At 63.8% G+C, this 20,213-nt stretch carries 20 protein-coding genes; 3 read left to right on the top strand and 17 right to left on the bottom strand.

The features are described 5' to 3' along the window. Window positions 1–162: 162 nt before the first annotated feature. Complete coding sequence (locus tag KDB76_RS20185; RefSeq protein WP_013973507.1) at window positions 163–930, bottom strand: transporter substrate-binding domain-containing protein; 768 nt, start codon at window positions 928–930, stop codon at window positions 163–165. A gap of 123 nt (window positions 931–1,053) precedes the next feature. Between KDB76_RS20185 and dnaX the strand changes: the two genes are divergently transcribed. The 3 genes from dnaX (at window position 1,054) to recR (ending at window position 4,422) form a co-directional block, all read left to right on the top strand. After that, window positions 1,054–3,126, top strand: coding sequence for a DNA polymerase III subunit gamma/tau (gene dnaX, locus KDB76_RS20180; RefSeq protein ID WP_013973506.1), 2,073 nt, complete (start codon window positions 1,054–1,056; stop codon window positions 3,124–3,126). A 64-nt stretch (window positions 3,127–3,190) separates the two neighbouring features. Beyond that, a complete protein-coding gene (locus KDB76_RS20175) occupies window positions 3,191–3,526 on the top strand; it encodes a YbaB/EbfC family nucleoid-associated protein (RefSeq protein WP_003259671.1) in 336 nt (111 codons plus the stop codon). A gap of 293 nt (window positions 3,527–3,819) precedes the next feature. Continuing rightward, complete coding sequence (gene recR, locus KDB76_RS20170; protein ID WP_038410022.1) at window positions 3,820–4,422, top strand: recombination mediator RecR; 603 nt, start codon at window positions 3,820–3,822, stop codon at window positions 4,420–4,422. 41 nt (window positions 4,423–4,463) lie between these two features. On the opposite strand, the gene KDB76_RS20165 is transcribed toward recR, so the two are convergent. The 16 genes from KDB76_RS20165 to ccoN (KDB76_RS20090) form a co-directional block, all read right to left on the bottom strand. Then, complete coding sequence (locus KDB76_RS20165) at window positions 4,464–5,012, bottom strand: adenine phosphoribosyltransferase (RefSeq protein ID WP_009683910.1); 549 nt, start codon at window positions 5,010–5,012, stop codon at window positions 4,464–4,466. A 54-nt stretch (window positions 5,013–5,066) separates the two neighbouring features. Continuing rightward, window positions 5,067–5,801, bottom strand: coding sequence for a Crp/Fnr family transcriptional regulator FnrA (gene fnrA / locus KDB76_RS20160; RefSeq protein WP_015271145.1), 735 nt, complete (start codon window positions 5,799–5,801; stop codon window positions 5,067–5,069). A gap of 184 nt (window positions 5,802–5,985) precedes the next feature. Then, window positions 5,986–7,368: an oxygen-independent coproporphyrinogen III oxidase gene (gene hemN, locus KDB76_RS20155; protein WP_013973503.1), complete on the bottom strand. Its 1,383-nt coding sequence runs from the start codon at window positions 7,366–7,368 to the stop codon at window positions 5,986–5,988. A gap of 157 nt (window positions 7,369–7,525) precedes the next feature. Further along, entirely contained in the window at window positions 7,526–8,209 is a 684-nt protein-coding gene (locus KDB76_RS20150; protein WP_013973502.1) for a sulfite exporter TauE/SafE family protein, read from the bottom strand. Further along, window positions 8,202–8,417 carry a cbb3-type cytochrome oxidase assembly protein CcoS gene (ccoS, locus tag KDB76_RS20145; RefSeq protein ID WP_013973501.1) on the bottom strand — a complete coding sequence of 72 codons (216 nt, stop codon included), beginning with the start codon at window positions 8,415–8,417 and terminating at the stop codon, window positions 8,202–8,204. Before ccoS ends, KDB76_RS20150 begins: the two co-directional genes overlap by 8 nt. Continuing rightward, a complete protein-coding gene (locus KDB76_RS20140; RefSeq protein WP_024087433.1) occupies window positions 8,396–10,870 on the bottom strand; it encodes a heavy metal translocating P-type ATPase in 2,475 nt (824 codons plus the stop codon). Before KDB76_RS20140 ends, ccoS begins: the two co-directional genes overlap by 22 nt. Before the next feature lie 149 nt (window positions 10,871–11,019). Beyond that, the gene (locus tag KDB76_RS20135; protein WP_003259657.1) at window positions 11,020–11,544 is read right to left on the bottom strand and encodes a FixH family protein; all 525 of its coding nucleotides are present in this window, start codon (window positions 11,542–11,544) and stop codon (window positions 11,020–11,022) included. A gap of 15 nt (window positions 11,545–11,559) precedes the next feature. Then, entirely contained in the window at window positions 11,560–12,975 is a 1,416-nt protein-coding gene (ccoG, locus tag KDB76_RS20130) for a cytochrome c oxidase accessory protein CcoG (protein ID WP_015271140.1), read from the bottom strand. Window positions 12,976–13,296: 321 nt separating this feature from the next. Then, the gene (gene ccoP, locus KDB76_RS20125; protein WP_038410021.1) at window positions 13,297–14,277 is read right to left on the bottom strand and encodes a cytochrome-c oxidase, cbb3-type subunit III; all 981 of its coding nucleotides are present in this window, start codon (window positions 14,275–14,277) and stop codon (window positions 13,297–13,299) included. Beyond that, window positions 14,274–14,471: a CcoQ/FixQ family Cbb3-type cytochrome c oxidase assembly chaperone gene (locus tag KDB76_RS20120; RefSeq protein WP_015271138.1), complete on the bottom strand. Its 198-nt coding sequence runs from the start codon at window positions 14,469–14,471 to the stop codon at window positions 14,274–14,276. The genes ccoP (KDB76_RS20125) and KDB76_RS20120 overlap by 4 nt, the downstream gene beginning before the upstream one ends. 5 nt (window positions 14,472–14,476) lie before the next feature. After that, the gene (gene ccoO / locus KDB76_RS20115; RefSeq protein ID WP_013973496.1) at window positions 14,477–15,085 is read right to left on the bottom strand and encodes a cytochrome-c oxidase, cbb3-type subunit II; all 609 of its coding nucleotides are present in this window, start codon (window positions 15,083–15,085) and stop codon (window positions 14,477–14,479) included. After that, complete coding sequence (ccoN, locus tag KDB76_RS20110; protein WP_015271137.1) at window positions 15,085–16,527, bottom strand: cytochrome-c oxidase, cbb3-type subunit I; 1,443 nt, start codon at window positions 16,525–16,527, stop codon at window positions 15,085–15,087. The genes ccoO (KDB76_RS20115) and ccoN (KDB76_RS20110) overlap by 1 nt, the downstream gene beginning before the upstream one ends. Before the next feature lie 461 nt (window positions 16,528–16,988). Further along, entirely contained in the window at window positions 16,989–17,930 is a 942-nt protein-coding gene (gene ccoP / locus KDB76_RS20105; protein ID WP_038410020.1) for a cytochrome-c oxidase, cbb3-type subunit III, read from the bottom strand. Then, a complete protein-coding gene (locus KDB76_RS20100; RefSeq protein ID WP_023661030.1) occupies window positions 17,927–18,121 on the bottom strand; it encodes a cbb3-type cytochrome c oxidase subunit 3 in 195 nt (64 codons plus the stop codon). The genes ccoP (KDB76_RS20105) and KDB76_RS20100 overlap by 4 nt, the downstream gene beginning before the upstream one ends. A 5-nt stretch (window positions 18,122–18,126) precedes the next feature. Beyond that, window positions 18,127–18,735: a cytochrome-c oxidase, cbb3-type subunit II gene (gene ccoO / locus KDB76_RS20095; protein WP_013973492.1), complete on the bottom strand. Its 609-nt coding sequence runs from the start codon at window positions 18,733–18,735 to the stop codon at window positions 18,127–18,129. A gap of 13 nt (window positions 18,736–18,748) precedes the next feature. Further along, the gene (gene ccoN / locus KDB76_RS20090; RefSeq protein ID WP_013973491.1) at window positions 18,749–20,173 is read right to left on the bottom strand and encodes a cytochrome-c oxidase, cbb3-type subunit I; all 1,425 of its coding nucleotides are present in this window, start codon (window positions 20,171–20,173) and stop codon (window positions 18,749–18,751) included. Window positions 20,174–20,213: the final 40 nt, after the last annotated feature.

Genomic DNA, 20,213 nt, shown 5'->3' with positions numbered 1-20,213 from the left:
AGAGATAGCAGGGATATCAATTAACCCTGTGGGAGCGGGTTTACCCGCGAAGAACGCGACACGATGGATGGCACCGGCTTTGCCGGTGTTCGCGGGTGAACCCGCTCCCACAGCGGGCGTGCAATTTTCGGGCGGGTTTGTCTTTCATCAGGTATGCGTGGCTCAGGGGCGAGCCACAGACATGGGTTCTTGGTTGCCCGTCCCCCCATACCGCTGCACAATCCGCTCGATCTCCCCCGACTGCTTCATTCGCACCAGCGCCCGCAGCAGCCCTTGGGTCGGTATCGACGGGTCATTGCGTACCATGCATCCCAGGTCCTGTTCTTCCAGTACTGCCAGCGCCTGCAATTGCTGTTCGGTGGGCAGGCCCTGGTTGAACCACTGCAACGACAGCTGGTTGCTTACCGCATGCCGATAGCGCCCGGCTTGCAGCTTCTGCAGTACCAGCAACTGGCTGCGGCTGTCCTCGCGGTGCAGGCGACCCTGGGCGAGCAGCGGTTGCAAGGTCGAATAGGTGTAGCCAAGCACCGTACCAATGACCTGGGCAGTCAATTGCTCCGGGGGCAGCGGAGTACTATTGCCAGCGCGTCCTACCAGCAGGTCTCGCTGGTGCAGCAGTGGAATGCTCCAGACAAAATCCCCTGGCCGGTCATTGAACCACTGGGTGCTGACATAGCAGCGCACATCGATATCACCGCTGTTCATCGCCTCCTGCAGACGCAGGCGGGCCATGACGTGGTATTCAGGGCGGATGCCCACTTCCTTGGCCAAGGCCTGCATCAGGTCGTACAGCATGCCTTCCACCGGCTGGTCGCCTTCGATGCGTACCAGCGGCATGCTCCAGCTCTCGGCGACAGAAAAACGCACCAGGGGCTGTTCAGCCTGGTTGTAGGTGCTCCACAGCAGCAACAGGGCCAGCAGTCTTCGCAAAGGCGATCCTCCCTGGATGGCGCGCCAGTTTCAAAGCTTAGACGACTTGCGCAGGGTGCAATTTTGCCCCCGCTCCGCTAGCATTAGCGATCTTCCGCTCGATCAGGCTGCGATGGTTTTTCGATGAGTTATCAGGTTCTTGCACGTAAATGGCGTCCGCGCTCGTTCCGCGAAATGGTCGGCCAGACCCATGTGCTCAAGGCCTTGATCAATGCCTTGGACAACCAGCGCCTGCACCATGCCTATCTGTTCACTGGTACCCGGGGTGTGGGCAAGACGACCATTGCCCGTATCATCGCCAAGTGCCTGAACTGCGAAACCGGCATCACCTCAACGCCCTGCGGTACCTGTTCGGTGTGCCGGGAGATTGACGAAGGCCGTTTCGTCGACCTGATCGAGATCGACGCCGCCAGCCGCACCAAGGTCGAGGACACGCGCGAACTGCTCGATAACGTGCAGTACGCCCCGAGTCGTGGGCGCTTCAAGGTCTACCTGATCGACGAAGTGCACATGCTCTCGACTCACTCGTTCAACGCCTTGCTCAAGACGCTGGAAGAGCCACCGCCCTACGTCAAGTTCATCCTCGCCACCACTGACCCGCAGAAACTGCCGGCCACCATCCTGTCGCGCTGTCTGCAGTTCTCGCTGAAGAACATGAGCCCGGAGCGGGTGGTCGAGCACCTCAGCCATGTTCTGGCCGCCGAGAACGTGCCGTTCGAGCCGGATGCCCTGTGGCTGCTGGGGCGCGCGGCCGATGGCTCGATGCGCGACGCCATGAGCCTGACCGACCAGGCCATCGCCTTTGGCGAAGGCAAGGTACTGGCCGCCGATGTGCGGGCCATGCTCGGCAGCCTTGATCATGGCCAAGTCTACGGGGTGCTGCAGGCGTTGCTCGAAGGCGATGCCCGGGCCTTGCTCGAGGCCGTGCGCAACCTGGCCGAGCAGGGCCCGGACTGGGCTGGCGTGCTGGCCGAGATGCTCAATGTGCTGCACCGCGTGGCCATTGCCCAGGCGCTGCCGGAAGCGGTGGACAACGGCCAGGGCGACCGTGAGCGGGTGCTGGCGCTGGCCTCGGCATTGCCAGCCGAGGACGTGCAGTTCTATTACCAGATGGGCCTGATAGGCCGCCGTGACCTGCCACTTGCGCCGGACCCGCGCGGCGGCTTCGAAATGGTCCTGCTGCGCATGCTCGCGTTCCGCCCCGCCGACACCGACGACGCGCCGAAGCCGGTACTAAAGCCAGTGGGGATCAGCCAGGCCACAGCTGATCCTGCAACACCGGTGGCAGCGCCGGCGGTTGCCGTGGCGCCGCCGGCCGCTGCTGTCGTGGCGCCGGTTGCACCGGTTGCCGAGCAACAAGTGCAGGCGCCCGCACCGGTCGAACCAGCGCCACAGCCGGTTGTCGAGCCTGTGGTGGCAGCTGAGCCTGCCCCGGTCAGTGAACCTGAGCCAGCACCAGAACCCGTGGCAGAGGTGGTTGACCTGCCATGGGAAGAGCCCGCGCCAACGCCCGCACCGGTAGTGGCCGAGCCTGCGCCGGCTCCTGCACCGGCCGCTGTGCCCACGCCGGCACCTGCCGCCCCGGCACACGACGACGAGCCACCCTTCGACCCGTCCGCCTATGCCGCCGTGGGCATGGACCGCGACGATGAACCGCCACTGGACGAAGACTATTACGGCGGCGAAAGCGACCCGGTCGGCTTCAGCTACCTGGACGAACTGGCCGAACACGTCCAGGAAGAAGCACCCAAGCCGGCAGCCGTACCGCTGCCCGCAGCCAAGCCGGCTACCGGCCTGGCCCTGCAATGGCTGGAATTATTCCCACAGTTGCCTGTATCCGGGATGACAGGCAACATCGCGGCAAACTGTACGTTGATTGCCGTCGATGGCGACGACTGGCTGCTGCACCTGGACCCTGGCCAGGGTGCGCTGTTCAACGCGACCCAGCAACGGCGCCTTAACGAAGCGCTCAACCAGCACCTGGGGCGCACGCTGAACCTGCGCATCGAGCTGATCCTGCCCGAGCAGGAAACCCCGGCCCAGGCAGCGGCGCGCAAACGCGCCGAGCGCCAGCAGGACGCGGTCACCTCGATCGAGCAGGATCCGTTGATCCAGCAGATGATCAAGTTGTTCGGCGCCAAGGTGCGGCAGGATACTATTGAGCCTGTAGAAGCCCTGGTTAATCAGGGCCAGTAACGGATAACCATGCGGCCGGCCCGGTGCCGGGCCGCATCACATGACCCAATCGAGGTATACCCCCATGATGAAAGGTGGCATGGCCGGCCTGATGAAGCAGGCCCAGCAGATGCAGGAAAAGATGCAGAAGATGCAGGAAGAGCTGGCCAACGCCGAAGTCACCGGCCAGTCCGGTGGTGGCCTGGTGAGCGTGGTGATGACCGGTCGTCACGACGTCAAGCGTGTCAGCATCGACCAGAGCCTGATGTCGACTGATGAAGACGACAAGGAAGTGCTGGAAGACCTGATTGCCGCGGCACTGAACGACGCTGTGCGCAAGGTCGAGCAGAACAGCCAGGACAAGATGGGCAGCATGACCGCCGGCATGCAGCTGCCGCCGGGCTTCAAGATGCCGTTCTAAGGGCATTTGCGTTACCGAAAACCGCCGCTGATACCAGCGGCGGTTTTTTTTACAGAGATTTCAACCCAGGCGCGGTCTGTTTTTTTGTGGGAGCGGCCTTGTGTCGCGAAAGGGCTGCGCAGCAGCCCCGGCAATTCACGCTGCGAAGCTGAAATCGCGCGGCCGCTTCGCGCCCCTTTCGCGACACAAGGCCGCTCCCACAGAAAACAGACCGCGCAGGTCGCATGGCTGATTTGACGCCACTGCCCCTGCTGGGTATAAACCGCCTCTTATTGATTTGTCAGGCCTTTCCCATGAGCTTCAGCCCACTCATCCGCCAACTGATCGATGCCCTGCGTATTCTCCCGGGTGTCGGCCAGAAAACCGCCCAGCGCATGGCCCTGCAACTGCTCGAGCGTGACCGTAGCGGTGGCCTGCGCCTGGCACAGGCCTTGACCCAGGCCATGGAAGGGGTTGGGCATTGCCGTCAGTGCCGTACCCTGACCGAGCAGGAGCTGTGCCCGCAATGCGGCGACACGCGCCGTGACGATACCCAGTTGTGTGTGGTCGAAGGGCCGACCGATGTGTATGCAGTGGAGCAGACCGGCTACCGTGGCCGCTACTTCGTGCTCAAGGGCCACTTGTCGCCGCTGGACGGGCTGGGGCCCGAGGCGATCGGGGTTCCGCAGCTGATGGCGCGGATCGAGGAGCAGGGCACCTTCACCGAGGTGATCCTGGCGACCAACCCGACGGTGGAAGGGGAGGCGACGGCGCATTACATTGCCCAGTTGCTGAGCGAGAAGGGCCTGGTGGCGTCGCGGATTGCCCATGGTGTACCGCTGGGCGGCGAGCTTGAGCTGGTGGATGGTGGGACCTTGGCCCATGCTTTTGCGGGGCGTCGGCCGATTTCGCTCTGATTCAGAATTGTTGGGGCCGCTTTGCAGCCCCAAAACCCAACTCAGTACTCGCTAAGAGAAAACTCGGTCAGGCAGAAAGTCGGTACCCCGGCCGCCTGCAGCCGGCGCGACCCGTCCAGCTCCGGCAGATCGATGATCGCTGCCGCCTCGAACACCTGCGCACCGGTCCGGCGCACCAGGTTGGCCGCTGCCAGCAGCGTACCGCCCGTAGCAATCAAGTCATCGAAGATCAACACCGAATCCCCTTCGCACAGGCTGTCGGCGTGCACTTCCAGGAAGGCTTCGCCGTACTCGGTCTGGTAACCCTCGCTCAGCACATCAGCCGGCAGCTTGCCCTGCTTGCGGAACAGGATCAGCGGCTTGTTCAGTTGGTGTGCGATGATCGAGCCGATCAGGAAGCCCCGGGCATCCATGGCACCGATGTGGCTGAACTCGGCTTCGACATAGCGTTCGATGAACTGGTCGGCCACATAGCGCAGCCCGCGCGGCGACTGGAACAGCGGGGTGATATCGCGGAAGATCACACCCGGTTTGGGGAAGTCCACTACCGGGCGGATCAGGGCTTTGAGGTCGAAGGCGTCGCTGTGCATTGTTGCGGGTATCCTGGGAAACGAATGCCCAAGTATACCCGCTAAACGCCGGCCTCAGGCCTCCATTGCTCCGCCGGCCAGCGCGCACAGCTGGATCGGGTCGAGAATGTGCACTTCCTTGCCTTCGGCGCGGATCAGGCCATTCTGCTGGAAGCGGGTGAACACCCGCGACACGGTTTCCACCGCCAGGCCCAAGTAGTTGCCGATTTCGTTGCGCGACATGCTCAGGCGGAACTGGTTGGCCGAATAGCCGCGGGCGCGGAAGCGTGCCGACAGGTTGACCAGGAAGGTGGCAATACGCTCGTCAGCGGTCTTTTTCGACAGCAGCAGCATCATCTGCTGGTCGTCGCGGATTTCCCGGCTCATTACCCGCATCAGTTGGCGGCGTAGCTGCGGTAGCTGCACCGACAGCTCGTCGAGACGTTCGAACGGGATTTCGCACACCGAGGTAGTTTCCTGGGCCTGGGCCGACACCGGGTAGGCTTCGGTGTCCATGCCCGACAGGCCGACCAGCTCGCTGGGCAGGTGGAAGCCGGTGATCTGCTCTTCGCCGCTGTCGCTGAGGCTGAAGGTTTTCAGCGCGCCGGAACGTACCGCGTAGACCGAGCCGAAATTGTCGCCCTGGCGGAACAGGAACTCGCCTTTTTTCAACGGCCGCCCACGTTTGACGATTTCATCCAGTGCATCCATGTCTTCCAGGTTGAGCGACAGAGGCAGGCACAGGGGGGCCAGGCTGCAGTCCTTGCAATGGGCCTGGTTGTGTGGGCGCAGTTTGACTGGCTCGGACATTTTCATTCGATCCTTGTGGGAAAGCACACATAAGACGTAAGGGTAACTCACGGCATAGGTTGTAGGCCAGCGTGCGCTGTTGTGGTGCGAGCTGGCCCGGCCCCGGCGGGTGTGCGCCGGGGCCTTCGCTGTGCCCATGGTGTGCCTGGCAAGGAACTTTGTCCATGCGGTTGAACGACTCGGTTCAGATCACCCGCGAGAAGCGCTGGCGGTTGTGCATCGCCAGGTAAGCGTCGAACACCATGCATACCGAGCGCGCCAGCAGGCGGCCGGCCGGCAGGATGCGGATGCCTTTGTCGTCCAGGCGGATCAGGCCGTCGCGCTGCAAGGTCAGCAGTTCTGGCCAGAGGTCGTTGAAGTAGCCGCGAAAATCAATGGTGAATGCCTGTTCGATCGGCTCGAAATCGAGCTCGAAATGGCAGATCAGTTGCTGGATCACTGCACGGCGGATACGGTCGTCGTGGTTGCACAGCAGGCCGCGCTGGGTGGCCAGTTGGACGTTGGACAGGCTGTCCTGGTAGGTGTTGAGGTCGCTGCTGTTCTGGCAGTACAGGTCGCCGATCTGGCTGATGGCCGACACGCCCAGGCCGATCAGGTCGCAGTGCCCATGGGTGGTGTAGCCCTGGAAGTTGCGCTGCAGGGTGCCTTCCTCCTGGGCGATGGCGAGCTCGTCGTCGGGCAGGGCGAAGTGGTCCATGCCGATGTAGCGGTAGCCGGCTGCGGTCAGCTGGTCGATGGTGGCGTGCAGCATCTCCAGCTTAGCGGCCGCGCTGGGCAGGTCATTGCTGTCGATGCGCCGTTGCGGCATGAAGCGCTCGGGCAGGTGGGCGTAGTTGAACACCGACAGGCGGTCGGGTTGCAGGCGGATCACTTCTTCGACAGTGCGGGCAAAGCCTTCCGGGGTTTGCTTGGGCAGGCCGTAGATCAGGTCGAGGTTGATCGAGCGGAACTGCAGGGTGCGCGCGGCTTCGATCAGGGTGCGGGTCTGCTCCAGGCTCTGCAGGCGGTTGACCGCGCGCTGCACGGCTGGGTCGAGGTCCTGCACGCCCAGGCTGACGCGGTTGAAGCCCAGTTCGCGGAGCAGGCCCATGGTCGACCAGTCGGCTTCGCGCGGGTCGATCTCGATGCCGTAGTCGCCGGAGTCGTCGTCCAGCAGGTGGAAGTGCTGGCGCAGGGTGGCCATCAGCTGGCGCAGTTCCACATGGCTGAGGAAGGTTGGCGTGCCGCCGCCGAAGTGCAACTGCTCGACACGCTGCTTGGGATCGAGGTGGCAGGCGATCAGCTGGATTTCCTGCTCCAGGCGCTGCAGGTAGGGCGCAGCGCGGGCGCGGTCTTTGGTGATGACCTTGTTGCAGGCGCAGTAGTAGCAGATGTTGGCGCAGAACGGCACGTGCACGTACAGCGACAGCGGGCGCACGGCCCGACGGCTCTCGCGCAGGGCGTGGAGCAGGTCGAACGAGCCCACTTCGCTGTGCAGTTGCACGGCGGTCGGGTAGGAGGTGTAGCGTGGCCCGGCCAGGTCGTAGCGGCGGATCAGGTCGGTATCCCAACGTAGGTCGTCGAGCATGAGGGTGGTCCCCGGAAAGAGCAGCAGTGCCCCGGAGTCTATGGCTGTCTGCAGGAACCGGTGTTGATTTGTATCAAGGGCATAGGGGCTGCTATCAGCCGTTCGCAGGGCCCTGTGGGAGCGGGCATGCCCGAAAAGGGCCGCACGGCGGCCCCCATCAATGCCCCATCAACCAATGCTGATGCGGCCCGGGCAGGGTCCATACCCCAAACAGCATCACCAGCACCCCGCCAGCCACCCGCACACTGCGCCGTTTCAACAACCGGTTTACTCGCTCAGCCGCCAGTCCCGTGGCCAGTAGCACCGGCCAGGTTCCCACGCCGAACGCCAGCATCAGCGCCGCGCTGTACCCGGCATTGCCCTGGCTGGCCGCCCACAGCAAGGTGCTGTACACCAACCCGCATGGCAACCATCCCCACAAGGCCCCCAGCAGCAACGCCCGGGGCATGCTGGATACCGGTAGCAAGCGCGACGCCACTGGCTGAATATGCCGCCACAGTCCCCGGCCCAGCGCCTCGATGCGGGTCAGCCCGCTCCACCAGCCGGCCAGGTACAGCCCCATGGCGATCAACAGCAGCGCCGCCACCACCCGCAGTGCCAGCGCCGCCGGGCTGCTGGCCACGGCCCAGCCGGCCAGGCCCAGCAGCAGGCCGGCACAGGCATAACTGAGAATGCGGCCAAGGTTGTACGCGAGCAGCAGGCGCATGCGCCGACCACGTTGTTCAGGCGGGATGGCAAGGGTCAGCGCGCCCATCAGGCCGCCGCACATGCCCAGGCAGTGGCCGCCGCCGAGCAAACCGAGGATCAACGCCGAGCCCAGCAGGGGCAGCAGGTCAGGCACGGGGCGGGTTTTCCTTGTCGGTGTCGGCCTTGCTGTCGTCAGGCTTCACCGCCGCCTGATGGCGCGGGTCCTGGTCGTCGAACAGGATGCTGTGGGCAGGGCTTTCCAGGTCGTCGTACTGGCCGCTGTCCACCGCCCAGAAGAAGATGTACACGGCCACGCCGACCAGCAGCAGGGCCGCGGGAATCATGACATAGAGGGCGGGCATGGCGTCTTCCTCCCAGGCAGGGGCGCTTCGGTCGATGGCAAACCCGATGCCGGGGGCTGGCGGGTCAGGCGCAGGGCATTGAGCACCACGATCAGCGAACTGACCGACATGCCGATGGCTGCCCATACCGGGGTGATCCAGCCGAGCGCGGCGAACGGCAACATCAGGCCATTATACAGGGTCGCCCACAGCAGGTTCTCGAGGATGTTGCGGCGGGTGCGGCGGGCCAGCTCGAAGGCCTGTACCAGCGCCTGCAGGCGGTTGGACAGCAGCACGGCGTCGGCGCTGGTCTTGGCCAGGTCGGTGGCGCTGCCCATGGCGATGCTGATGTCCGCGGCGGCCAGTACCGGCACGTCGTTGACCCCGTCACCCAGCATCAGCACCTTGCGCCCGGCCGCCTGCAGCGCCTTCAGCCGGTCCAGTTTGTCGTCCGGGCGCAGGCCGCCGATGGCCTGGTCGATGCCCAGCTGCGCGGCCACTTCGGCGACCATCGGCGAGCTGTCGCCCGACAGCAGCAGCGTGCGCCAGCCACGGGCCTTGCAGGCTGCCAGCAGGGCAGGGGCATCGTCGCGCAGGCGGTCGTCCAGGCCGAACCAGGCCAGTGGGCCCTGGCGGTCGCCCAGTAGCAGCCACTGGCCGCGCGGCTCTGGCACGCCAGGGATTTCCGCTCCGCTCAGGGCGCAGACGAAGGTGGCCTGGCCAATGCGCAGGCGCTGGCCGTCGACCAGCCCTTCCAGGCCCAGGCCCGGCACGGTCTGCACGTCGTCAGCAGGCGTGGCGGTGCGGCCGAAGGCACGGGCGATGGGGTGTTCGGAGCGGTTCTCCAGCGCTGCGGCCAGGGCCAGGCAGCGGTCGGCGGGCAGGCTGCCGAGCGGTCGAATGCTGCGCAAGGTCAGGCGGCCTTCGGTCAGCGTTCCGGTCTTGTCGAAAATCACCGTGTCGATCTGGTTCAGGCCTTCCAGCACATGGCCACGGGTCACCAGCAGGCCGAGCTTGTGCAACGTACCAGTGGCTGCGGTAAGCGCCGTTGGCGTGGCCAGGGACAGCGCGCAGGGGCAGGTCGCTACCAACATGGCCAGCACGATCCAGAACGCCCGCGTCGGGTCCAGGTGCCACCACCACAGGCCGATGGCCGCGGCGGCCAGCAGCGAGAACAGCAGGAACCACTGCGAGGCCCGGTCGGCGATTTCGGCCAGGCGGGGTTTTTCGGTCTGGGCGCGTTCCAGCAGGCGGACGATGGCCGACAACCGCGAGTCGTGGCCGAGGGCTTCGACTTCCACGTTCAGGGTGCTTTCGACGTTCAGGGTACCGCCCGTGACCCGCTCGCCGACCCGCCGTGGTTGCGGCAGGTATTCACCGGTCAGCAACGATTCATCGACGCTGGAGCGGCCTTCGACGATGCGCCCGTCGGCGGGGATTACCGCGCCTGGCAGCACCTGCACCGTGTCACCGCGCTGCAGTTCGCTGAGCAGGATGCGTTCGCTGCGGCCGACGGCGTCCAGGCGCAGGCACGAGGCCGGCAGCAGGTTGACCAGCTGCGCAGTGGCCGCGGCGGTGCGTTCGCGGGCGCGGCGCTCCAGGTAACGGCCAGTGAGCAGGAACAGCGCGAACATGCCCACGGTGTCGAAATACAGCTCGCCGCTGCCGGTGATGGCGGTCCAGATGCCGGCGCCAAAGGCCAGGCCAATGGCCAGCGACACCGAAACGTCCATGGTCAGGTGGCGGGTACGCAGGTCGCGTGCCGCGCCCTTGAAGAACGGTGCGCAGCTGTAGAACACGATGGGGATGGTGAGAAACAGCGCCACCCAGCGCAGGATGGTGTGCAGTTCGGGCGACAGGTCGATGTTGAATTCCGGCCAGGTGGCCATGGTTGCCATCATCGCCTGGAACCACAGCAGCCCGGCCACGCCAAGGCGGCGCAGGGCGCTGCGGTTCTCGCGGGCCAGTTGCTCGGCGGCCTGGTCGGGCTGATAGGGGTGGGCGGCGTAGCCGATCTGGCGCAGCTCGGCGAGCAGGCGCGAGAGCGGCAGTTGCTTGTCATCCCAGTTCAGCAGCAGGCGGTGGTTGGACAGGTTCAGACGCGCCTCGGCGACGCCGGGCAGGTTGCGCAGGTGCTTTTCGATCAGCCAGCCGCAGGCGGCGCAGCTGATGCCTTCGACCAGCAGGGTGGTCTCGGCCAGGTCGCCAGCATGGCGAACGAAGGTTTGCTGTAAGTCGCTGCGGTCATAGAGGGCGAGCTCGTCCTGCAGTTGTTTGGGCAGGGCCTCGGGGTTGGCACTGTTGTCGCTACGATGCTGGTAATAGTGCTCCAGGCCACCGGCGACGATCGACTCGGCCACCGCCTGGCAGCCGGGGCAGCAGAACTGCCGGGACTCACCGAGGACCACGGCGTTGAAGCGGCTGCCGGCAGGGACGGGCATTGCGCAGTGGTAGCAAGGGGTGGGCTGGGTCATCACATCATTGCCTTACACAAATCGGCTGGTTGGGCACAGCACCTGTGGGAGCGGGTTCACCCGCGAATGCGTCAGATCAGGCAATGATGTTTTCAGGTTAGACGCATTCGCGGGTAAACCCGCTCCTACAAGGAGCGGCGGAGGTGCGATTATTGGTGCTCGGCACCTTGCAGTGCTTCATCACCCAGCTGCAAGGTCACACCATGCTCGACCTTTTCCTCCTCGAACAAGCGCCACACCTGGCCACCTTCGCTACCCAGCAGCTCAACGAAGCGCCGCCCGTCAACCTTGTCCTCCAGCTGCCCTACATAGCGCCCAGCCTCGACCCGGCTCAACAGCACCTTGCGGTCTTTCTCCGGCTGGGTTGGCGAGATCAGGTTCAGCTCCAGGCTCTGCGGGTCGCTGTTGCCGGTCAGGCGCACGTCCACTTCGCCGGTCAGCTCGTCCAGGTGCACGCCGGCCTTCAGGCCCAGCGTCTGCGCCAGCAGTTCTCGGTCCAGCGAGCGGTTGATGCCCTTGCCAGCCTCGTAGTAGTTGTCGTTCACCAAGTTGTCCGGGTTGTGCACGGCGATGCTGACCATGGTCAGGCTCAGGCACACCGAGGTGGCGAGAATGCCGATGATGATCCAGGGCCAGAGGTGCTTGTACCAGGGGCTGGCGGCGGTGGCAGGCATTGTGGGTTATCTCTCTCAGCGGATCTGTGGGCCGATGAAGCGGCTCTTGGCTTCAACCTGGGCGTCGCTGTCATCGGCGCTCTTGAGGATGAAGGTGATTTCGTTGGTGGTCGATGGCAGTTTCTCGGGCGCGATCGACAGCTGCACCGGCAGGCTGACGATATCACCAGCGTCCACGCGGATCTCGCGCTGGCCTTCAAGCTTCAGGTCCGGCAGGCCGGTGGCGTCCAGCACGTAGACGTGGTCACGCTGGTCTTTGTTCATCACCTTCAGGCTATACACGTTCTCGATCCGGCCCTGGGCGTTCTCGCGGTACAGCACGCGGTCCTTGCTGACGTCGAAACCGACCAGCGAACGGGTGGCGAAGGCGGTGGCCAGGCCGACCATCATCACCAGCAGTACCACGGCATAGCCGATCAGGCGCGGGCGCAGCATGTGGGTCTTCTGCCCGGACAGGTTGTGCTCGGTGGTGTAGCTGATCAGCCCCCTTGGGTAATTCATCTTGTCCATGATGTTGTCACAGGCATCGATGCACGCGGCGCAGCCGATGCACTCGATCTGCAGGCCGTCACGGATATCGATGCCGGTGGGGCAGACCTGCACGCACATGGTGCAGTCGATGCAGTCGCCCAGGCCCGCGGCCTTGTAGTCCAGGTCCTTTTTGCGCGGGCCGCGGGTTTCGCCACGACGCGGGTCGTAGGAAACGATCAGCGTGTCTTTGTCGAACATCACGCTCTGGAAGCGCGCGTAGGGGCACATGTACACACACACCTGCTCGCGCAGCCAGCCGGCGTTGCCGTAGGTGGCGAGGGTGAAGAAGCCGACCCAGAAGTAGGCCCAGCCGTCGGCCTGGCCGGTAAAGAATTCGATGGCCAGTTCACGGATCGGCGAGAAATAGCCGACGAAGGTCATGCCGGTGACGAAACCGATCAGCAGCCACAGGCTGTGCTTGGCGAACTTGCGCAGGAACTTGTTGCCGCTCATGGGGGCTTTGTCGAGCTTCATGCGCTGGTTGCGGTCGCCCTCGGTGACCTTCTCGCACCACATGAAAATCCATGTCCACACGCTTTGCGGGCAGGTGTAGCCGCACCATACCCGGCCGGCGAACACGGTGATGAAGAACAGGCCGAAGGCGGCCACGATGAGAATGCCCGAGAGCAATATGAAGTCTTGCGGCCAGATGGTGGCGCCGAAGATGTAGAACTTGCGTTCGGGCAGGTTCCACCACACGGCCTGGTGGCCGCCCCAGTTCAACCACACCGTGCCGAAGTACAGCAGGAACAGCACAGCCCCGCCGACCATGCGCAGGCGTCGGAACAGGCCGGTGAAAGCGCGGGTGTAGATCTTTTCCCGGGAGGCGTAGAGGTCGACGGAATCCTTCCCTTTGTTGGCAGGCGGGGTGACGTCATGTACCGGAATTTGCTTGCTCATCATCAAGTCCCACGGCAGTGGAGAAGTGCCGCAGCCAGTGCATGCCGGCCGCAGTCTCGCGCAATCTGCTAGCGCTCTGCGGCCCATGATACGCCGCTGATGGCAGTATGGGGCTGCACTGCGACCTTTAGTCGCGTTGGGTTCGTGGTATGAATCGTGTTATGGCAGGTGTCAATTGATCCAGGTCATGGGGCCTGCAACAAATGTGTTTTCAGTACCGGCCTCTTCGCGGGTGAACCCGCTCCCACAGGGATCGCACAGATCCTGACGCGAGCGCAGTACCTGTGGGAGCGGGTTTACCCGCGAAGAGGCCTGGCCTGCTTACTCGGCTTTGGCCGGTGCCTGGTCCTGGTGCGACAGGCTGTACACATAAGCCGCCAGCAAGTGCACCTTGTCATTCCCTTGCAGCTGCTCCTGGGCCGGCATCTGCCCCTGGCGACCGTAGCGGATGGTCTGTTGCAACTGGGCAAAGCTCGAGCCGTAGATGAACGCCTGCGGATGGGTCAGGTTCGGCGCGCCCATGGCTGGCGTGCCCTTGCCCTCGGGCCCGTGGCAGGCCACGCAGTTGGCGGCGAAGATCTTCTGACCGTTTTCGGCATCGGCTTTCACGCCCTCTGGCAGCGTGCGGCCATCGAGCTTGCTGACCACGAACGCAGCCACGTCGGCCACGCCCTGCTCGCCGATCACTTCGGCCCAGGCCGGCATCACGCCGTGGCGGCCGCCCATGATGGTTGCCTTGATGGTGTCCGGCTCGCCGCCCCAGCGCCAGTCGTTGTCGGTAAGATTGGGGAAACCATAGGCACCCTTGGCGTCGGAGCCGTGGCATACCGAGCAGTTGGAGGCGAACAGCCGTGCGCCCATCTTCAGGGCCTGCGGGTCCTTGGCCACCTCGGTGATGGGCATGGCGGCGAACTTGGCGAAGATCGGCCCGAAGCGGGCGTCGGCCTTGGCCATTTCCTTTTCCCACTCGTGCACGCCGGTCCAGCCCGGCTGGCCGTTGGAAAACTCGGTCTGCTTGTCGTTATCCAGGTATGAGTAGCCTGGCAGGACGCCTTTCCAGTTGCCCAGGCCCGGGTACAGCACCAGGTAGCCGAGGGCGAAGATGATGGTACCGACGAACAGCCAGAACCACCATTTCGGCAGTGGGTTGTCGTACTCCTCGATGCCATCGAAGGCATGCCCGACAGTTTCGTCGGTGACCTCTTCGCGCTGGCCCTTGCGGGTCGACAGCAGCAGCCAGGTCAACGAGAAGATGGTGCCCAGGGTCAGGACGGTAACGTACAGACTCCAGAAGGTTGTCATTGTTTTTTGCTCCCAGAAGCTTTTGCGTGCTCTTGCTCGACGTGGCGGCAGGCCTCGGGGTCATCCGCGAAGGGCAGTTGGGTCGCTTCGTCGAAGTCCTTCTTGCGCCGTGGGTTGAACACCCACAGCGCCAGGCCCACGAAGGCCACCATCACCACGACGGTGCCCAGGCCGCGAATCATCCCGATATCCATCAGCGTCACCGTTTGCTCTTGATGATGGTGCCAAGACCCTGCAGGTACGCGACGATGGCGTCCATTTCGGTCTTGCCCTTGACCGCGTCGCGGGCCCCGGCGATGTCGGCGTCGGTGTACGGCACGCCGAGGGTGCGCAGCACTTCCATCTTCTTCGCGGTGTCCTTGCCGTCGAGCTTGTGCTCGACCAGCCACGGGTACGACGGCATCTTCGATTCCGGTACCACGTTGCGCGGGTTGTACAGGTGCGCACGGTGCCAGTCATCGGAGTAGCGGCCACCGACCCGCGCCAGGTCCGGCCCGGTACGCTTGGAGCCCCACAGGAACGGGTGGTCCCACACGCTCTCGCCGGCCACCGAGTAGTGGCCGTAGCGCTCGGTTTCGGCACGGAACGGGCGGATCATCTGCGAGTGGCAGCCCACGCAGCCTTCGCGGATGTAGATATCGCGGCCTTCAAGCTCCAGCGCGGTGCGCGGCTTCATGCCTTCCACGGGTTTGTTGGTGACGTCCTGGAAAAACAGCGGGACGATCTGGGTCAGGCCACCGACGCTCACGGCGATGACCATGAAGAAGGCCAGCAGGCCTATGTTCTTCTCGACGGCTTCATGCTTCATCAGTGCGCTCCCACGACGACGATCTTGGCGGCTTCCTCAGCCTGTGCCGGGTTGGCGGCACGTACGGTACGGAACACGTTGTAGGCCATCAGCAGCATGCCGGTGGCGAAGAACGCACCGCCCAGGGCGCGGACGATATAGCCAGGGTGGCTGGCCTGCAGGGCTTCGACGAAGGAGTAGGTGAGGGTGCCGTCGTCGTTGATGGCGCGCCACATCAGGCCCTGGGTGATGCCGTTTACCCACATCGAGGCGATGTACAGCACGGTACCGATGGTGGCCAGCCAGAAGTGCGCGTTGATCAGGCCGACGCTGTGCATCTGCTCGCGGCCATACAGGCGCGGGATCATGTGGTACACGGCGCCGATCGAGATCATCGCCACCCAGCCGAGGGCGCCGGCGTGCACGTGGCCGATGGTCCAGTCGGTGTAGTGCGACAGCGAGTTCACGGTCTTGATGGCCATCATCGGGCCTTCGAAGGTGGACATGCCGTAGAACGCCAGCGACACCACCAGGAAGCGAAGGATCGGGTCGGTGCGCAGTTTGTGCCAGGCACCGGACAGGGTCATCATGCCGTTGATCATGCCGCCCCAGCTTGGCGCCAGCAGGATGATCGACATGACCATGCCCAGCGACTGTGCCCAGTCTGGCAGGGCGGTGTAGTGCAGGTGGTGCGGGCCAGCCCAGATGTACAGGGTGATCAGTGCCCAGAAGTGCACGATAGACAGGCGATACGAGTAGATCGGGCGTTCGGCCTGCTTGGGTACGAAGTAGTACATCATCCCCAGGAAGCCGGTGGTGAGGAAAAAGCCCACGGCGTTGTGGCCGTACCACCACTGGATCATCGCGTCGGTGGCGCCGGAGTAGGCCGAGTACGACTTGAACAGGCTTACCGGCAGCGAGATGTGGTTGACGATGTGCAGCATCGCGGTAACCACGATGAAGGCGCCGTAGAACCAGTTGCCGACATAGATATGCTTGGTCTTGCGCTTGACGATGGTGCCGAAGAACACCAACCCGTAGGTGACCCAGACGATGGCCAGCAGGATCGCCAGCGGCCACTCGAGCTCGGCGTACTCCTTGGTGGTGGTGTAGCCCATCGGCAGGGTGATCAGCGCCCCGACGATCACCGCCTGCCAACCCCAGAAGGTGAAGGCGGCCATGCTGTCGGAGATCAGCCGGGTCTGGCAGGTGCGCTGCACCACGTAGTAGCTGGTGCCGAACAGCGCACAGCCCCCGAAGGCGAAGATCACCAGGTTGGTGTGCAGCGGGCGCAGGCGGCCGAAGCTGGTCCAGGGCAGGTCCAGGTTCAGTTGCGGCCATACCAGCTGCGAGGCGATGAAGACGCCGAGGCCCATGCCAAGGATCCCCCAGACCACCGTCATGATGGCGAACTGGCGGACGACCTTATAGTTATAAGCAGTCGGACTGATTGCTGTGCTCATTGCTAAGGTTCCACGGTTTTGATGTTCTTGTTGGTCGAAAAATCGGCGCCAGTATTGATAACCACCGGGGTTACCGCAACGCAACTTTGGTACGCCGACCCGTGCCCGAGCCCGTTCACTGATGTCCCGCAGCGATCGGGTCTGGACGATTGTACACAAATAAATATTTGTAATGTGTACCGTTTTTCGCCTTTTTCTGATCGATCGGTCAAGCTTTTTATCGGGACGGCGACAGGCTACGCGCCGCGTCTGCTTCGGTCCTTTCGGAGCGAGGCCCACTGAGGCAACAAGCTTAGTTGTGTTCGGAGGGGGTGCAAGGGAGGGTAGAGCGGGGGCAAGGTGGGAATGGGGCTGCTTTGCAGCCCTATCGCGACACAAGGCCGCTCCTACAGGAAGTACGCAATCCCTTGTAGGAGCGGCCTTGTGTCGCGATAGGGCCGCAAAGCGGCCCCTGGGCGGTATTACTTGGCAGTCACGGTTTCAGCAGCACCATCCTGCGACAGGCTATACACATACGCCGCCAGCAGGTGCACCTTGTCGTTGCCCTGGATCTCCGCCTGCGCCGGCATCTGACCCTGGCGACCATAGCGAATGGTCTGCTGCAGCTGGGCAAAGCTCGAACCGTAGATGAACGCCTGCGGGTGAGTCAGGTCTGGTGCGCCCATGGCCGGGGTGCCTTTGCCTTCAGGTCCGTGGCAGGCCACGCAGTTGCCGGCAAAGATCTCCTTGCCCTTGGCGGCGTCAGCCTTGACCCCTTCCGGCAGGCTGCGGCCATCGAGGTTGGTGAGCACGAACGCGGCCACATCCGCCACGCCCTGCTCGCCGATCACTTCGGCCCAGGCCGGCATCACGCCGTGACGACCGTTCATGATCGACGCCTTGATGGTTTCCGCTTCGCCGCCCCAGCGCCAGTCTTTGTCGGTGAGGTTGGGGAAACCATAGGCACCCTTGGCATCCGAGCCATGGCAAACCGAGCAGTTGGAGGCGAACAGGCGGCTGCCCATCTTCAGTGCCTGCGGGTCCTTGGCCACTTCTTCCACGGGCATGGCGGCGTACTTGGCAAAGATCGGGCCGAATCTTGCGTCAGCCTTCTCCATCTCCTTCTGCCATTCGTTGGCGCCAGTCCAGCCATTTTCATAGCCCGGCAGGATGCCCTTCCAGTTGCCCAGGCCCGGATAGAGGATCAGGTAGCCGACCGAGAACACCAGGGTGCCGACGAACAGCCAGAACCACCACTTGGGCAGCGGGTTGTCGTATTCCTCGATGCCGTCGAAGCTGTGGCCCATGGTCTGGTCGGTGGTGTTGTTGCTCTGGCCCTTGCGGGTGGCGAGCAGCAGCCAGGTCAGGCCAATCAGGCTACCGATGGTCAGTACGCAGATGTACGTACTCCAGAAGGTGGTCATTGCCCGTTACTCCTTTTTGCAGCAGGTTCCTGTCCGGCAGAGGGCAGGCGGTCGTCGACGAAGGGCAGCAGGCGCGCTTCGGCGAAATCACGGTCGCGGCGGCGGTTGAATACCCACAGGGTGAGGCCGATGAAGGCGATCATCACCACCAGTGTGCCCAGGCCGCGGATCATGCCGATGTCCATTCCCATCGCATTCACCTCTTGTTCTTGATCGCGGTGCCTAGCACCTGCAGGTAGGCGACCAGGGCATCCATTTCGGTCTTGCCCTTGACCGCGTCGCGGGCCCCGGCGATGTCATCGTCGGTGTACGGCACGCCCAGGGTGCGCAGGGTGCGCATCTTGGTGTCGGTATGGCTGTTGTCGACCTGCTGGGCGACCAGCCATGGGTACGACGGCATCTTCGACTCCGGTACCACGTTGCGCGGGTTGTACAGGTGCGCACGGTGCCAGTCGTCCGAGTAGCGGCCACCGACCCGGGCCAGGTCCGGCCCGGTACGCTTGGAGCCCCACAGGAACGGATGGTCCCACACGCTTTCACCAGCCACCGAATAGTGGCCATAGCGCTCGGTTTCGGCGCGGAACGGGCGGATCATCTGCGAATGGCAGCCCACGCAGCCTTCGCGGATGTAGATATCGCGGCCTTCCAGCTGCAGCGCGGTGTAGGGCTTCATGCCTTCCACCGGCTTGTTGGTGACGTCCTGGAAGAACAACGGGACGATCTGGGTCAGGCCGCCGATGCTGACGGCGAACACCATCAGCAGGGCCAGCAGGCCGACGTTTTTCTCGATGACTTCATGTTTCATCAGGCAGGTCTCCTCAAGCCAGCTGGGCGTTCGCAGGGGCGACATCGAGCGCCGGCGAACGCACGGTGCGCCAGGTGTTCCAGGCCATCAGGAACATGCCGCTGAGGAAGATCGCACCGCCGACGAAGCGCACGATGAAGCCTGGGTGGCTGGCCACCAGGGTTTCCACGAACGAGTAGGTGAGCGTGCCGTCGCTGTTGACCGCGCGCCACATCAGGCCCTGGGCGATGCCGTTGACCCACATCGAGGCGATGTACAGCACGGTGCCGATGGTGGCCAGCCAGAAGTGCGCGTTGATCAGGCCGATGCTGTACATGCGCTCCTTGCCGAATACTTTCGGGATGGTGTGGTACAGCGCGCCGATCGAGATCATCGCCACCCAGCCGAGGGCGCCGGCGTGCACGTGGCCGATGGTCCAGTCGGTGTAGTGGGACAGGGCGTTGACCGTCTTGATGGCCATCATCGGGCCTTCGAAGGTGGACATGCCGTAGAACGCCAGCGACACCACCAGGAAACGCAGGATCGGGTCGCTGCGCAGTTTGTGCCAGGCGCCGGACAGGGTCATCATGCCGTTGATCATGCCGCCCCAGCTTGGTGCCAGCAGGATCAGCGACATCACCATGCCCAGCGACTGCGCCCAGTCGGGCAGGGCGGTGTAGTGCAGGTGGTGCGGGCCGGCCCAGATGTACAGGGTGATCAGCGCCCAGAAGTGCACGATCGACAGGCGATAGGAATACACCGGGCGTTCGGCCTGCTTGGGCACGTAGTAGTACATCATCCCCAGGAAGCCTGCGGTCAGGAAGAAGCCCACGGCGTTGTGGCCATACCACCACTGCACCATGGCATCGGTGGCACCGGCATAGACCGAGTAGGACTTGGTCAGGCTGACCGGCAGTTCCAGGTTGTTGACGACGTGCAGCATCGCCACGGTGAGGATGAAGCCGCCGAAGAACCAGTTACCGACGTAGATGTGCTTGGTGTTGCGCTTCATCAGCGTGCCGAAGAACACGATGGCGTAGCTCACCCAGACGATGGTGATCAGGATGTCGATCGGCCATTCCAGTTCGGCGTATTCCTTGGAGCTGGTGTAGCCCAGCGGCAGGCTGATGGCCGCCAGCAGGATCACCAGTTGCCAGCCCCAGAAGGTGAACGCGGCCAGGCCCGGTGCGAACAGGGTGGTCTGGCAGGTGCGTTGCACCGAATAATAGGAGGTGGCGAACAGCGCGCAGCCGCCGAAGGCGAAGATCACCGCATTGGTATGCAGGGGGCGCAGGCGGCCGAAGCTGGTCCAGGGGAGGTCGAAGTTGAGGGAGGGCCAGGCGAGCTGGGCGGCGATGAAGACGCCGAGCCCCATCCCGACGATTCCCCACACCACCGTCATGATGGCGAATTGGCGGACCACCTTGTAGTTATAGGCGGTACTGCTGGTTGTGTTCATGTATGGGTTCCCATCCACGGTTATTTGGCAGGCTTTACAG

Origin of the sequence: Pseudomonas sp. JS425, from assembly GCF_018223845.1 — a bacterium.
GTDB lineage: Bacteria > Pseudomonadota > Gammaproteobacteria > Pseudomonadales > Pseudomonadaceae > Aquipseudomonas > Aquipseudomonas asiatica.
This window is presented reverse-complemented; position numbering and strand designations above follow the sequence as displayed.

Coding starts and splice junctions, on each gene's coding strand:
- dnaX (WP_013973506.1), top strand. CDS start 1,054: ATGAGTTATCAGGTTCTTGCACGTAAATGGCGTCCGCGCTCGTTCCGC.
- KDB76_RS20175 (WP_003259671.1), top strand. CDS start 3,191: ATGATGAAAGGTGGCATGGCCGGCCTGATGAAGCAGGCCCAGCAGATG.
- recR (WP_038410022.1), top strand. CDS start 3,820: ATGAGCTTCAGCCCACTCATCCGCCAACTGATCGATGCCCTGCGTATT.
- KDB76_RS20165 (WP_009683910.1), bottom strand. CDS start 5,012: ATGCACAGCGACGCCTTCGACCTCAAAGCCCTGATCCGCCCGGTAGTG.
- fnrA (WP_015271145.1), bottom strand. CDS start 5,801: ATGTCCGAGCCAGTCAAACTGCGCCCACACAACCAGGCCCATTGCAAG.
- hemN (WP_013973503.1), bottom strand. CDS start 7,368: ATGCTCGACGACCTACGTTGGGATACCGACCTGATCCGCCGCTACGAC.
- ccoS (WP_013973501.1), bottom strand. CDS start 8,417: ATGCCCGCCCTCTATGTCATGATTCCCGCGGCCCTGCTGCTGGTCGGC.
- KDB76_RS20140 (WP_024087433.1), bottom strand. CDS start 10,870: ATGACCCAGCCCACCCCTTGCTACCACTGCGCAATGCCCGTCCCTGCC.
- KDB76_RS20135 (WP_003259657.1), bottom strand. CDS start 11,544: ATGCCTGCCACCGCCGCCAGCCCCTGGTACAAGCACCTCTGGCCCTGG.
- ccoG (WP_015271140.1), bottom strand. CDS start 12,975: ATGAGCAAGCAAATTCCGGTACATGACGTCACCCCGCCTGCCAACAAA.
- ccoP (WP_038410021.1), bottom strand. CDS start 14,277: ATGACAACCTTCTGGAGTCTGTACGTTACCGTCCTGACCCTGGGCACC.
- KDB76_RS20120 (WP_015271138.1), bottom strand. CDS start 14,471: ATGGATATCGGGATGATTCGCGGCCTGGGCACCGTCGTGGTGATGGTG.
- ccoO (WP_013973496.1), bottom strand. CDS start 15,085: ATGAAGCATGAAGCCGTCGAGAAGAACATAGGCCTGCTGGCCTTCTTC.
- ccoN (WP_015271137.1), bottom strand. CDS start 16,527: ATGAGCACAGCAATCAGTCCGACTGCTTATAACTATAAGGTCGTCCGC.
- ccoP (WP_038410020.1), bottom strand. CDS start 17,930: ATGACCACCTTCTGGAGTACGTACATCTGCGTACTGACCATCGGTAGC.
- KDB76_RS20100 (WP_023661030.1), bottom strand. CDS start 18,121: ATGGGAATGGACATCGGCATGATCCGCGGCCTGGGCACACTGGTGGTG.
- ccoO (WP_013973492.1), bottom strand. CDS start 18,735: ATGAAACATGAAGTCATCGAGAAAAACGTCGGCCTGCTGGCCCTGCTG.
- ccoN (WP_013973491.1), bottom strand. CDS start 20,173: ATGAACACAACCAGCAGTACCGCCTATAACTACAAGGTGGTCCGCCAA.